Raw genomic sequence first — 13,762 nt, forward strand, 5'->3', positions numbered from 1 at the left:
AGCTTACTGTTTGGCAATGCCCGCACGTGCTGCCGCCTTGGACCAGCGCTCAATTTCGGTGCGCTGAAAGCGGGCCAGATCACCCGAGTCGCCGGGGAAGGCTTCCCAGTTTATTTTCGCCAGAAAAGCTTTGGCATCGTCAGTTCGATAAATGTCCTCCAGCGTTTTGCTTAGCAGGTCGCGCACATTCTCGGTTAAGCCGGCGGGGCCGAAAGCCGCTGTCCAGTTGACCATGTAATAGTCCGTATAGCCCAGTTCCTTCAGGGTGGGAATGGATGGGGCCGTGGCCAGGCGATCGGTGCCGGTGACGGCAATGATTTTGACTTTGCCTGCGTTGGCCAGCGGCAGTATGGCGCCATAGTCGGCAAATACAAAATCCACCTGGCCCGAGGCCAGGTCCGTGAGCGCTGGGGATGCGCCCTTATAAGGAATTTGTCTGGCGGTAATCTGCGCCATGGACAGAAATAATTCAGTGGCAATTCGATAGGAAGCGCTGCCGCTACCATAGTTCATTTTTCCGGGATGTTTTTTGGCATACTCGAGCAATTGCGGAATCGATGAATAAGGTGCAGAGGCATTGACGGCCACGCCCATTGCTCCAAAGCTGAGTTTGGCCAGCGGTGTCAGGCCCTTGACGGGGTCATAGGGCAGGGACTTGAACATCGCTACATTGGTGGCAACGGGCGAGTTGCTGGCAAACAGCAGGGTATAACCATCCGGCTTTGCACTGGCAACGGCTTCGGCGGCGATGAAACTGTTGCCACCGGGCTTGTTTTCCACCATGACAGGCACACCGAGTTTTTCCGACATGTTTTTTGCCGCATAACGGGCATTGGTATCGGTCCCGCTGCCCGGAGGAAATGAGACGATCATTTTGATGGGTTTTTCCGGATAGGCTGCCCATCCGGCTACCGGGACAATCGCTGCGGTGAGTACGGCTGCGACCCAAAGCGCTGCTGAGGGGGATTTTTTCATGTTGTCTCCATCATTCTATGTTGAATGTCATGACGTGTATGCTGGCTGTCGATTGTAGAATCGACAGCCAGGCCACTTTAATTGGATTTGACGCCGGCTTCCTGCACCACCTGTTTCCAGCGTTTGGTTTCCTGCAGGATAAACTGGCGGTACGCCTGGGGCGTTGAGCCAAGCGTATCTGTGCCCTGTTTTTGCAGGGTTGCTTTGAAGTCGGGTGAGTCCAGTGTGTCCCGGATAGTTTTGTTCAATTTGTCGATAATCGGCTGTGGGGTGCCGCGTGGCACTACGACGCCTTGCCAGGCGCCAATCTCAAAGCCTTTAACGCCCGCTTCGTCTACCGTCGGCACGCCGGGCAACACCTGCTCGTTGCGCTGCAGACTTGCCAGTGCCAGTATCTTCACTTTTTTGCCGCGAATGGCCGATAGGGAATCATTTAGTGTATTGACCATGTAATCTACCTGGCCGCCCATCAAATCGACCATAGCCGGAGCGCTGCCCTTGTATGGCACATGCAATGCCTTGATGTCGAGCCCTTTGTTAAGCAAAAAACCGCCCAGGTGGGTAATGTTGCCCATTCCGCTGGAGGCATAACTCGTCTTGTGTGCGATCACATGTGCCTTGAGCTGTTCCAGATTGTTTACCGGTATCTTTGGATTGACTAGCACGACCATTGGCACATTGGCCGTTGTCGATACGGGATCGAATGCCGTCGTGGGGTCATATGACAAATCCGGGTACAGAGCGGGGCTCAAGGCAATGGAGGATGTGTTGTACAGGATGGTGTAGCCATCGGGTTTGGCGGTGGCCACATGTTGCATGCCGATGGTCGCATTGGCGCCGCCGCGGTTTTCCACCACGAACGGTTGCTCAAGACGTTGCGCCAGCTGCTTTGCCAATTGCCTTGCCACGATGTCGGTTGGGCCACCCGGTGGAAAGGGGACCACCATGGTAACCGGCTGTCGTGGCCATGTGACATCGGTTGTAGCGGCTGCGCTGCAAAGGCTGGTCAGGGTGCAGCCAAGAAGCAGGGCTGCGGCGGATTTGCGGGTGTTGCAGAAATACATGATTGTCTCCTCATGTGATTGTGGACTGCACCTGCGTGAGCGTGCTTACGGCCAGACTTTATTTGGCGAGCCGGTTCGCTGGAACCGGTATCTAGCCTGTCCTTTGTTCATCCTGGGCCGAAGTCAGGAATGCGAAAAGCGTGTCATTGTTTTTGTGCAGGATGTGTTGCCCGATTTCAGCCGCCCAGTATTGGGCTGAGCCGAAGCAGGACTTGCATTCCCGGATTCTGCGGGTGTAGTGATGCAGGGGGTATTCCTGGCTGATGCCGATTGCGCCGTGTATTGCATGTGCGATATCGGCGATTCTGTCTGCGATATGTGCGATTTGAAATTGCGCGATGGCAAGCGCTCGGGAGCCAGGGGCAGTCTGGGCGCTGCCGTCAGTGGCGGCCGCCATCTGCAATGCCATATCGGCAGCGCACACGTGTTCGGCCATTTCGCTGATCTGGTGCTGCACGGCCTGAAATTTGCTTACCGGCCGGCCAAATTGCTGGCGCTGGGCAGCATATTCCAGCGTGAGTTCGAAGGTTTTTTCCATGGCACCCACGGTCGCTGCCAGCATGGCAAAGACACTCAAATGAAATAGGTCGTGCGTTGCCTGCTCGCGCAGATCGAGTCTGCTCAGGCCCTGAGTCGGCCAGGCCACGGCTGCGAACAGGCCGCCATGGTAGGCTTGCAAAATCCGACGATTATGGCTGTGCGCCAGGAAGCATTGCTGGTCCGTGGCGATCAGCATGTGATCAACCCAGTGACCATGCCAGGCCTTGTGCAATGTGGCCGAACGGGTCTGTGCATCAATCTGAAGCGCCGAACTGGCGTAGCTGAACGAGCCTTCCGGTAGATCCACACTGTGCGTGTGTGCCCAAACACGTGTGACCACGGTCTGAGCAAAAGGTATGGGCACGTTGTAATACCCTTCCATCTTCAGCAATGCAACCGCCTCATACAGGCTGATGCCGCTGCCACCGGCCGCTTGCGGCAGCAGCAGGTCGGCAAAGCCACTGGCGTAAATTTCATTTGATATTTTCTTGTGCTGATCCGCCGTGATTTCCAGGCCAGGCGATGCGCCTGACGTTACGTGCCGAAACAGCTCGCCAAGGGCATCTTCGAGTAATGTGTCCATGTTGTTTCCTTAGCGCAAGCCCAGGCCTCGTGCGATAATGCCGCGCAATATTTCGCGCGTACCGCCACGTAGCGAGTAGCTCGGGCAAATCTGGCTGACGAACGACAGTGTATTGATCAGTTCTGTCGAGGGCATGTGAGCGGGATACAGGCCAAGGCACCGGTCGATCAGTTTGGGAATGTCCTGCTCGAGCGAAGTGCCGTAATCCTTGACCAGCGTGGCTTCAAGCGCCGGATTCTGTCCATTGGCCAGTTTTGCTGTCACCGCAAGTGACATGGTGCGCAACACCGCCAGGCGCGCTGTGATTTCGCCCACCGTGCTTTGAATAACCGGGCTGCCCCAATCCTGTTGACGACACTCGCGGATAAAGCATTCGACCAATGCCATGCTGGAATACAGGCGTTCCGGTCCGCTGCGCTCGAAAGCCAATTCTGCATTGACCTGCTCCCAGCCCGCGCCTTCCTGGCCGATCAAAGCTTCTGGCGTCAACTGTACGTCTGTAAAAAATACTTCCGAGAAGTGGGCATCGCCGGCCAGGTCATGAATGGGCCGGATGGTGATGCCTGGCAGGCTCAGGTCGATAATAAATTGTGAGAGGCCTTTGTGCTTTTCCTGGGCGGTGCCACTGCTGCGCACCAATGCGATCATGTAATGCGAGTGCTGGGCATTGGTGGTCCAGATTTTGCTGCCATTGAGCGTCCATCCATCATCATTTTTTATGGCCCGAGTACGGATGCTGGCCAGATCGGATCCCGAGTCGGGTTCGCTCATGCCAATACAAAAGAAGGCTTCGGCCCGACAGATTTTAGGCAGATAGAAATCGCGTTGTGCCTGGGTGCCATAACGCAGGATCAACGGGCCGCTTTGCCGGTCGGCAATCCAGTGTGCCGATACGGGCGCGCCGACGCCCAGCAATTCTTCGGATACCACGAAACGGGTGAAGTAGCCTTTGTCGGCGCCTCCATATTGCTGCGGCAGGGTAAGGCCCAGCCAGCCTTGCTGCGCGAGCTTTTTGCTGAAATCAGCATCGAATCCCATCCATGACCGGGCGCGGTCAAACGCAGTCATGTGCTGCGTATTTTCCTGGATGAATGCGCGAATCGGTTGCCGTACGTTTTCGTCCTGGTCTGGCAGCCGGGCAAGTTCAAGATTTGTCAGCATAGTTGCTCGCTCTGTTTTGCCGATGTCATGTCTGAATTATTGCGGGCGGCCAGCCAGCATCCGCTTTACGTCATAACTGATTACGACCACATCGTGTTGATTTTTGATGTCAATGTGAGTATCGACGACGGCGCGATTCTGCTTGCTGGTCGGTTTGATACCGGTGACCAGGACATCTGCATGAACGGTGTCGCCGGCGATGACCGGCGCCAGCATCTTTTTATGCACTTCGAGCAAGGCAAGGCCGGTGCCCTGGACCATTGATTGCATGAGAATGCCTTCAATGATGCCGTAGGTAAGCGCACCGGGCACGGGCCTGCCCGATATGGCGCCGGCATCGAAGGTCTTGTCTATGAAGATGGTTTCGAGCATGCCGGTGCAACTGATAAAATTGATGATATCGGTTTCGGTGATGGTCCGCTTGAAGGTAACAAACTTTTGTCCCACTTGCAGATCCTGCCAGTAAAATCCCATGCCCAGTATTTTTGGGTCGTTTTGCATTTTTTATACTCCTGTTAAGTGGTTTGGTCCGGCTGGTCAGCGCCCACAATATGTTGCTCACGTAAATGATTGATTTGTTGTTGCGAATAGCTCAGCTGATCCAGAATTTCCTGGGTGTGTTCGCCAAGCCGCGGCGGCATTTTCAATGGCACTTGTGAGTTTGACAGGCTGACCGGATTGTTTGTGAAGCGGTAACGGTGACCCTGGTCGGTCAGCTCCGAAAAAAAGCCCGCAGACTGCAAATGGGGATCCTGCTCCAGCTCGTTGAGCGTATTGATACGTGCCGCAGGAATTTCCTGCTCATCGCAAAATTGCAACCAATGTGCGGTGGACTGATTTTTAACGATGCTGCCAGTCAGCTCATACAGCTGGTTGATATTCTGTGTGCGTGCACTGATGCTGTGAAAGCGGCTGTCCTGCGCCAGTTTGCCATGGCCCGATTCTATAAAGAACCGCTTCCAGTGCTCATCGGTATAGGGCATCATGCAAATATGGCCATCTGTGGTCTGGTATGGTCGGCGCCATTCGGACAGCACCCGGACATAACCCGCGTCCAGATCCTTGTCGGCCAGATGACGTCCGTAGAAATGTTCAACCAGCACATACGAGACCATGGATTCGAACATCGGGATTTCGATCAGTTGCCCGCGGCCATCGCGCTCGCGCTGGAAGAGGGCGGCCAGAATCGCGTGGGCAGCCATCAGGGCGCAGGTTTTATCGGCGGCAATGATCGGCATATAGCGCACGGCGCCGGTCTGTTGCCTGATCAGATCCGGTATGCCGGACAAGCCCTGAATAATATCGTCATACGCCGGCATGCCGCTATAAGCGCCATTTGATCCGTAACCCAGTAGCGCTGCGTAGATCAGTTTCGGATTGCGCCGTGTCAGTGTGGCCGGATCCAGTCCCAGCTTATTCAGTTTCTGGGGACGGATGCTATGCATGAAGACATCTGCGTGTTCCAGTAATCGCTGCAGCACCTCGAGCCCTTCCGAGGTTTTGATGTTGATTGCGATACTTTTCTTGTTTCTGTTGGAACCCAGAAAAACGGCGGACAAACCTTCCTGGTAGGCTGGTCCGGTATACCGTGTGGAATCGCCCTGTAGCGGTTCAACTTTGATCACCGTGGCACCATAGTCGGCCAGGATCAGAGAGGCGTACGGACCAAAGACCACGGAGGTCAGGTCAACAATGGTAATACCGGCCAATGCGCTGGGAGAGGATGTGATGTCGTTCATATTATGATTTTCCGAATAAGGAAAAGCATAAGCATAAATACGATATTGGTCCAATATTAAAAATAGATTATTTGATATTAAATCGGTATCATAAACGCACACAGATTCTGCTCAGCGATTGGGCTGCATTAGCATTAGATTGGATAGTTGAAAGTATTGCCCGGCGTGAAGCCGCTGCCCGGACGCACTGGCAAGATTGTCACTTGGCCTTGCGTATGGCGTACATGTCAACAGGGTGGTTGTGCGAAATAAGCCGCAACAGGCAATGGCGATTGTAATTGTGATTTTCAGTGCAAGCGCGCAAGGTTATGCTAAGTGTGTTCGCAAGGGGTGAACATACGGGCATGTTTCAATAGCGCTTTTTCAAGACCAGTGCCAATGTTATCCGCAATGATTTCATTGCCTACAGGACAGGGACAAGGCGCGGGGCGGTTCTACGATCACTGCCAGGAGCTGTGAACCAACCTGATAGATTGGGCCTCATTCAGGCGTTTGGCTTCTTGTTCTGCGTAGTCCCGCTCTCCCGGCTCATATGAGCCTTCATACAGACAACTGCTGCGATGCCACTTGCAATCGTTGTGGCGATCGGCAGCGACAGGCTTTTTATTGGCGCCTCCACCGCAGCCAGCAATAAAGACGGCGAGAGACAAGACAACGGCGCATCGGCTAAACGTTTGAACAGACATGCTTCCTTCTCCGAAAGAGGTGCAACGGCCATTTTATAGCATGTCTGCCAAACGCCAGGATTTATGGGTGGATAAAGCGGGAAAACGGCGCTGAGTGAGGCGGCATTCTCTGGAGCTTGGCGAGCGTATTGAGCCGCTGGAGCGTAGTTGACTGCGAAGCTTGTCGCCAGACGCCGTTGACCGGTTGTGGTTGATGATTCAGTTGTTGATATCGGGATCCATCACGAGCTGTCCGACAACTGTGAGCAGTTCAGGAGCGATCTGTTCAACCCGTTGCTTTGTCATCTCCGGAGCGACAGACATGGCCGGCAGAGTATGGAGCAGCGTGACGCTGGCGGCGATTGAATTGCGCTCCATGAAACCGCGGATCTGATGGGCCGGACTGCGCCGCAAGCCCAAGCATGATGCAGGCTTTTGTGCTAATGTACAGTGTTTTTAATCGACTGTTACAGGTATTGATATGTCCAGGGAGCCAGATATTTCGGCAGCAGCAAATACAAATGACGAAATAGCGTCGAACGGGTCAGTAGGGCAATGGCTTATTAATGATTTTCGAATCGGCGATTTTTTCTTTGCGTCTCCTCAGCGACAATGGAGAGCAAGCCGCCACGATGTGGCTGCCGTAGCTTATCAGCCGGCGAATGCAGAAACGGTGAATGCCCTGTTCGATAAGGCGCGCAAGCATGGTGTGGCAGAGCCTGTCATGTTTGGATTGGTGCCATTTGATGTGAGCCGCCGTGCCAGCCTGGCAATTGCTTCGCACGTAGACAGCGCGTCTATCCCCGCTGAGCAGGTCAAACGTTCCGAAGCCAGCGGCAGGCCACAAATTGCGGCTCAGAAGCCCGTCCCTGAACCCGAATATTACGGTGATATGGTGCGCAAGGCGCTTGGCCTTATGTCGGAAGACGGCTTGCGCAAGATTGTATTGGCGCGCACCATGGAGGTCACCCTTGATCGTCCGCTGGACTATTCGCGTCTTCTGCCAGATCTGCTTTCACGCAACGCACTCGGCTATACGTTCGCCATCCCCGTATGGGAAGACGATGACCAGACGGTTCCTGCCGGCATGATGGTAGGTGCCAGCCCGGAACTCCTGGTGCGCCGTGTAGGAGATACGATACATGTGAATCCGCTGGCCGGTTCGATCGGCCGCAATCAGGATCCGTCAAAGGATCAACTGCTGCGGGATGGCTTAGCCATGTCGGAAAAGGATCTGCGCGAACATTCCTACGTTGTCAATGATATCGTGCGTATCCTGCAAGAGCATTGCGTTGATCTGGACATCCCTGAGGGTCCTTCGGTCATTGGCACCGATACACTGTGGCATTTATCGACCTACATTACAGGTCGGCTGCGTAATCCTGCCATGTCCGCGCTGGAACTGGCCTGTGCGCTGCACCCAACTCCTGCCATCTGCGGTTATCCGACAGCAACGGCGTTCTCGCACTTGGCCCAATTGGAGCCATTCGATCGTAGTTACTTTGCCGGGTTGGTGGGGTGGCAGCAGGCCGATGGAGATGGTGAATGGGCATTGTCCTTGCGATGCGCACTGCATACAGGTGAAGACAAATTGCGGCTGTTTGCCGGAGCGGGTATTGTGACCGGATCCGATCCCAATCATGAAATTGTTGAAACGGCCACCAAAATGGAAACCTTCATGCGAGCCATTCGTTGATTCCGTTTGTTTACTCGTTATTCAAAGCCATATTTTTACAATAAAAGGAGAACGCAGAATGCGTAGATGGTTTCAAGCGGGATTTTCCGCCATTGCACTTAGTATCTCGACAATTTCCATGGCAGCAGGATCCTGGCCAGAGCGTCCCTTGACGCTTGTCGTGCCGTTCGGTCCCGGTTCCAGTCCCGATCAAATGGCGCGCGTCATTTCCGAGCAGGCAAGCAAGACACTGGGTCAACCCATCGTGATACAGAATCGTCCTGGTGCCAGCGGCAATCTGGGAACCAATGTGATCGCCAAGTCCAAACCCGACGGTTATACCTTTGGCGTATCCATTACCGGCCCGCTGGTCAACAACACGCTTATCTACAAGGACTTACCCTACGATCCCAAAAAGGACCTGGTGCCGCTGACGTTGGCTGTGCACCAGCCAAACGTGCTGGTCGTGCCGGCAAACTCTCCCATCAAGACACTGCCGCAATTGCTTGAGGCCATGCGTAATCCGAAGTCGCAATACAATTTTCCTTCGACCGGAACAGGCACGATCGCGCATTTGTCAGTCGAGTTACTTCTGCAACGTGTGGGTGGAAAGGCTGTTCATGTCCCATATGCGTCTTCACCGGCGGCGCTGTCCTCCCTGCTGTCAGGCGATGGGCAGTTTGCGGCACTTCCACCGATTGCTGTCATGCCCATGGTGAACGACAGACGGTTGCGCGCATTGGCAGTTGTGTTCAATGAATCTACGGATATGTTTCCGAATATTCCGACGCTTGCCGAGCAGGGAGTAAAAGACATTGAAGGATCAGGCTGGATAGGCTTTGTCGCGCCTGCCGGCATGCCGGACGATGTCCGACAAACCCTGACCGATGCACTGATTGCGGCAATCCATGATCCAAACGTGCAGCAGCGCCTGAAGGCGCAATACATGCTGCCTGTGGGTAATCAGCCGGAAGAGTTTGCCCGCTATATGGACGAGGAGCTCAAGCGCTGGGGACCGATCATTAAGCGATTGAATCTGAGTGTGAATTAAGGTGATGGGCCGGGCTCTGGCTCGGGCTCTTCATCATAAAAGGGGGACAAGCGGTATTCATTAAACTTGTATTCGCGAAAAACCAAGTTTAATGGTGGTAATGCCGATGTCCCGGGCAATTTCTATATCACGATTCAGTGGCGCGGTAATCCAGCGCGTACAAAAAACAAAAGGTCTCCATATGGAGACCCTAAGTAATGTGGCGCGCCCGGCAGGATTTGAACCCACGACCCCTTGGTTCGTAGCCGGATTGTCTATGCGGGTATTTGTTTTTTAAATTCAATGAGTTGGCTGGATACAACTGTACTATAAATCGAGATATACAGTTGTTGTAAGTTCCTGATTTTTAACACTGCGATTTCCCGCAATAGTACAGTTTTCGATAGTACTGATCGTGAAAATATCAGAGAACCGAAGCGCGTAAGAGATTATTTTGTTACGAATTCGTTATTATTTTAAGGGATTATATGAGATCAGTTCATATCGTTATCCAAGGGAAGGGAGGCGTTGGCAAAACCTTTATTTCCTCTATCCTTGCCCAATACTATTTAGAAAAAAACGTGGACCCGGTACATTGTTTTGATACGGATCCGGTAAATAGGAGTTTCAGCCAGATTGCTGCTTTGAAAGTGGAGCTTATCAATATCCTAAATAAAAAGAACGAGATCGATGCCAGGCAGTTTGACCCTTTGGTGGAAAAACTCATTTCTGTTGACGGAATCCGGATTATCGATAATGGGTCAACTTCTTTCATTCCACTGCTTGCTTATATGAATGAGAATGGTGTTGTGGACTTTTTGCGCGAAGCAGGCACCACAGTCTATTGCCATGTGCCATTACAGGGTGGCCAGGCATTTGGCGATACGATTTTAGCACTTGCTAAGGTCCTGAAATCATTGAAAACCCAAACGGTTGTCTGGCTAAACAATTTTCAGGGTCAAGTTGTCGATAATGTCCAGGGGTTTCAAGACATGGGTGTCTATAAAAGTAACAAAGCGTTGATTTGCGGAATAGTTGATATTCCAGATCGTTCTAAGGATACGTTTGGCATGGATATTCGTAGTATGACTGCTCAGAACCTCACCTTTGACGAGGTCACGCAATCGGACAAGTTCTTCATAATGAGCAAACAACGGATTTTGATGTTTAAGCGCGGTATATACGAGCAATTAGACGCTATTAATTTCGGAGAGAAAAATGAATCCCAAATCGTGGAGAAAGAGCGTCAGGCATAGCGTGCCAGCGCTTATTGTAGTGATAGCCGCCAATTGGGCGGTTTTTTTATGGCCGGCCTATGCCCAAGACGCAGAAGAATCCCAAGGGGACGAGCGACTGGCCTGCGGCGCCGTGCTATGCCTTGCCAGTGGTGCTGGCCGTGGAGAAAGTGAGTGCAATGAGTATTTGAATAAATACTTTTCCATTAAATTCACCCGTCCTGACAAGACATTCGAGGCTCGCAGAGATTTCTTGAATCTGTGCCCAACATCTCATAATGTGGAAAACAATATGCCAGCTTTGGTCAATGCCATTGCCAGGGGTGCAGGCAATTGCGATGCCGCCTATTTGAACAACCTAAACAAGGCTTATTACGAGAAAACAACGGTTGATAAGGGCTGGAACAAGTGGTCACGCGACGATGATACGGTTCGTATCGAACGGGTGGAATACGTCAGAAACCAGTTGCCGGGCTATTGCAAAGTGTACGACGAGAACGAGTACACGCAAGGGGTGATCCCGATTTATATCGGAATAGAAAAAGAGGACGGTCATTTCATTGATCCTCCAATTCAGTAGTTTGATGGTGCCGGTCTCGTGACCGGCTTTTTGTTGGAGGGAGGTCAGTATGCAGACCAGGAAAGATGAGCTGGTTAATGAAGTCTTTGCTCTGACAAAAGTCAAACTGTCGCCCGATGACCCCTTGTTTGCCGTGATCTTGTTGCAAGAACAGCGCCTGCAGCGCGCGTTAGAGAAACAAAGCTCTGACCGCAGCAACCAAAACAAAGCGTTCTTCGCACAACTTGACGAGCGTCAGATCAAGATCGATTCGATGTATTCCGAGCTTGTCCAGTACCGGGAGCGGGTGGTGGCGGAGTTGCTTGCTAAAAACCAGCAGATTGCTCTCCAGGTCGAAAACCGGGTGCAGCGTAAGGTTTTGGACCGCATACAGCGCCTGAGGCAACAGGTCGTCGTCTTCCTGATGTTGGCTGTTTTATTGACGCTGGGTATCGGCTCGGTGTTTCTACAAATGAGAGGATGGCAATGAATGGAATCAATACCACGATAGTGGCTATGCTGGTTGGATTATGCTTATGGCGTCCGGCTCAGGCTGCCAAGGACGAGGGTGCCACGCAGAATGAGTCCGAGGCACTGACATTTAATCAGTTGGCAGCTAAATGCGCACCCGCCGTGCATATCAGTACGCTTCAGGCACTGGCCCGAACGGAGAGTCATTTTAACCCCTATGCCATCGGTGTGGTGGGTGGAATAGTCGCCCAGCCTCAAACACTGGAGGAGGCAGTCGCGACTGCGAAGGCGTTGCATAAGTCCGGTAAGAATTTCAGCATGGGCTTGGCTCAGATTAATAAACACAATCTGTCCCGATTCGGTCTGTCATATGAAACGGTGTTTGACCCTTGTCAGAACTTGAAAACGGGCGCGCAGATCCTTGAGGATTGTTTTGATCGTGCAGGATCTGCAGACGCTCAGGTTGCCCTACAGAAAGCACTGTCCTGCTATTACAGCGGTAATTTCCGGACAGGCTTTACCCAGGACTTTAAGGGGCAGCCCTCTTATGTGAAGCGGATTCAATTGGCCGCTGCACAAAATTCTGATAATGAAAAACTCAAAATACCGGCCATCAGTATCAATACGCCTTTGTCCACACCGGCGACGGCGACGGTCAAAAATCGTTCAGCCCAAAAGGTAAAAAATCGGAACGAATCTGACAAGGTAGCAGCCACTAAGGTTGATGAGACACGCGAGACAGCCGGTTGGGATGCCTTCTCAGACTGGTAATTCAAGAGAAACGAGGTAACTGTGAGTATGTATACCGAAACACTCCCTGTGCAAGTGCAGAAGCTGCAGGACAAAGCAGAAGCGCTACACAGAAAGAATTATTTATTGTCAAAAGGCATTGACCCGCAGAGCAAAAGCCAATTGGCATTTCAATTTCCGGCAGCGATCGGGGGACGCGAGGATTTGCGTCACATGCCCAACGACTATTGTCGAAGTTCACTATTTACCGCACGTAATAATAAGCAGCCACGTAAAAATATGCTGCGCACCAAACTGTTTCATCTGCATGACGTGGAAATACTATATACGGGCTTTGAGTTACGGGCGGTTGATGATGAGCTGGTCTGGATGCAGTTGGTACATTATGCAAAAGATGTTGATCTGGGAAGCACGTTTGAATTCAATTTGACCCAGTTACTTCATGATTTGGATTGGCCTCGCAGTGGAGCGGCCTACCAGAGGCTGCGAGAGTGCATTAGCCGCTTACGGGCCACGGAAGTGCTTGTCACTAATAAAAAGGCCTATGGGGTGAGCGGTTCGTTCAGTATGCTTGAGTATGACAGCCTCAACGATGAGAAGGGTGACCAACATACCTACTATGTTCGGATGAGCCCAAAAATAATGCTTTTATTTGCAGGCAATTTGTTTACCTCTCATAACTGGGATGCTTACAAAAACCTATCACCCGCCGCCCGCCGGTTGGTCGATTACGTGAGTTCGCACAAAACGCCGTTGCCTCTGAGCGTCGAGAATTTTGTCAATCTGTGTGGCGTTGAGATGGATTCTGCCGCCAGAGCGCGCACATTTGCCAAGTCCAAGTGCCAGGAATTAAAAAGTAATGGCTGGGTGGCTGATATTTTTGTCGAAAATGACCGAATCCATTGCTTAAAAGCAGCGGTCAAAGATCGCACTTGCGCACTCATGTGAGTGACACCGTCAATTAGACTTTGCGACTTTTGACCGTCAATGCTGTGGATAAGTCGTGATGGCAATGACGGCGTTGCGATCTTTGACCGTCAGAATAAAAGGGGACCAGCGGTCAAAAATCTCGCCTGAAGCTGTTTTGGCTCATTTCGGTGCAGGTTATATCCAGAAAAATTCGACTTTTTCATCTAACCCCTGTGCACAAACAGTGATTTTTCACCGATGTGCGACTTTTGACCGTCATTCTGCGATCTTTGAGCGCTGACTTATCCACACATGCTGCGACTTTTGAGCGCTGAAATTGCGATCTTTGACCGTTGATATTGCGATTTTTGACCGTCAAACAAGCCGGATTTCTCCCGTTTTATCA

General features: G+C 52.1%; 15 protein-coding genes. 7 read left to right on the forward strand and 8 right to left on the reverse strand.

Annotated elements, in window-relative coordinates; all coding sequences use genetic code 11:
- Positions 1–3 precede the first annotated feature (3 nt).
- From INT32_RS04415 to INT32_RS04450, 8 genes are all read right to left on the reverse strand, one after another.
- Complete coding sequence (locus tag INT32_RS04415) at positions 4–975, reverse strand: tripartite tricarboxylate transporter substrate binding protein (RefSeq protein ID WP_193087504.1); 972 nt, start codon at positions 973–975, stop codon at positions 4–6.
- A gap of 77 nt (positions 976–1,052) precedes the next feature.
- Positions 1,053–2,039, reverse strand: a complete 987-nt coding sequence (locus INT32_RS04420) for a tripartite tricarboxylate transporter substrate binding protein (protein ID WP_193087505.1) — start codon at positions 2,037–2,039, stop codon at positions 1,053–1,055.
- A gap of 91 nt (positions 2,040–2,130) precedes the next feature.
- Positions 2,131–3,162, reverse strand: coding sequence for an acyl-CoA dehydrogenase family protein (locus INT32_RS04425; protein ID WP_193087506.1), 1,032 nt, complete (start codon positions 3,160–3,162; stop codon positions 2,131–2,133).
- 9 nt (positions 3,163–3,171) lie between these two features.
- Complete coding sequence (locus tag INT32_RS04430) at positions 3,172–4,323, reverse strand: acyl-CoA dehydrogenase family protein (RefSeq protein ID WP_193087507.1); 1,152 nt, start codon at positions 4,321–4,323, stop codon at positions 3,172–3,174.
- A gap of 36 nt (positions 4,324–4,359) precedes the next feature.
- Positions 4,360–4,824: a MaoC/PaaZ C-terminal domain-containing protein gene (locus INT32_RS04435; protein WP_193087508.1), complete on the reverse strand. Its 465-nt coding sequence runs from the start codon at positions 4,822–4,824 to the stop codon at positions 4,360–4,362.
- 14 nt (positions 4,825–4,838) lie between these two features.
- Positions 4,839–6,062, reverse strand: coding sequence for a CaiB/BaiF CoA-transferase family protein (locus tag INT32_RS04440; protein ID WP_193087509.1), 1,224 nt, complete (start codon positions 6,060–6,062; stop codon positions 4,839–4,841).
- A 484-nt stretch (positions 6,063–6,546) separates the two neighbouring features.
- Positions 6,547–6,780, reverse strand: coding sequence for a hypothetical protein (locus tag INT32_RS04445; RefSeq protein ID WP_193087510.1), 234 nt, complete (start codon positions 6,778–6,780; stop codon positions 6,547–6,549).
- 166 nt (positions 6,781–6,946) lie between these two features.
- Positions 6,947–7,105, reverse strand: a complete 159-nt coding sequence (locus tag INT32_RS04450; protein WP_193087511.1) for a hypothetical protein — start codon at positions 7,103–7,105, stop codon at positions 6,947–6,949.
- Positions 7,106–7,208: 103 nt separating this feature from the next.
- On the opposite strand from INT32_RS04450, the gene INT32_RS04455 reads away from it, so the two are divergent.
- The 7 genes from INT32_RS04455 to trfA all read left to right on the forward strand — a co-directional run bounded on the left by INT32_RS04455 (position 7,209) and on the right by trfA (position 13,395).
- Positions 7,209–8,423: an isochorismate synthase MenF gene (locus tag INT32_RS04455; RefSeq protein ID WP_193087512.1), complete on the forward strand. Its 1,215-nt coding sequence runs from the start codon at positions 7,209–7,211 to the stop codon at positions 8,421–8,423.
- 58 nt (positions 8,424–8,481) lie between these two features.
- Entirely contained in the window at positions 8,482–9,453 is a 972-nt protein-coding gene (locus tag INT32_RS04460) for a tripartite tricarboxylate transporter substrate binding protein (protein ID WP_193087513.1), read from the forward strand.
- 467 nt (positions 9,454–9,920) lie between these two features.
- Complete coding sequence (locus INT32_RS04465) at positions 9,921–10,688, forward strand: conjugal transfer protein TraL (RefSeq protein WP_193087514.1); 768 nt, start codon at positions 9,921–9,923, stop codon at positions 10,686–10,688.
- Entirely contained in the window at positions 10,651–11,247 is a 597-nt protein-coding gene (locus INT32_RS04470; protein ID WP_193087515.1) for a TrbM/KikA/MpfK family conjugal transfer protein, read from the forward strand. The genes INT32_RS04465 and INT32_RS04470 overlap by 38 nt, the downstream gene beginning before the upstream one ends.
- Positions 11,248–11,296: 49 nt before the next feature.
- Positions 11,297–11,716 carry a hypothetical protein gene (locus INT32_RS04475; RefSeq protein ID WP_193087516.1) on the forward strand — a complete coding sequence of 140 codons (420 nt, stop codon included), beginning with the start codon at positions 11,297–11,299 and terminating at the stop codon, positions 11,714–11,716.
- Positions 11,713–12,468, forward strand: coding sequence for a lytic transglycosylase domain-containing protein (locus INT32_RS04480; RefSeq protein ID WP_226816498.1), 756 nt, complete (start codon positions 11,713–11,715; stop codon positions 12,466–12,468). The genes INT32_RS04475 and INT32_RS04480 overlap by 4 nt, the downstream gene beginning before the upstream one ends.
- A 27-nt stretch (positions 12,469–12,495) precedes the next feature.
- Complete coding sequence (trfA, locus tag INT32_RS04485; protein WP_193087517.1) at positions 12,496–13,395, forward strand: plasmid replication initiator TrfA; 900 nt, start codon at positions 12,496–12,498, stop codon at positions 13,393–13,395.
- The last annotated feature ends 367 nt before the right edge of the window (positions 13,396–13,762 follow it).

The sequence above is a fragment of the Advenella sp. FME57 genome (assembly GCF_014897675.1).
GTDB lineage: Bacteria > Pseudomonadota > Gammaproteobacteria > Burkholderiales > Burkholderiaceae_B > Advenella.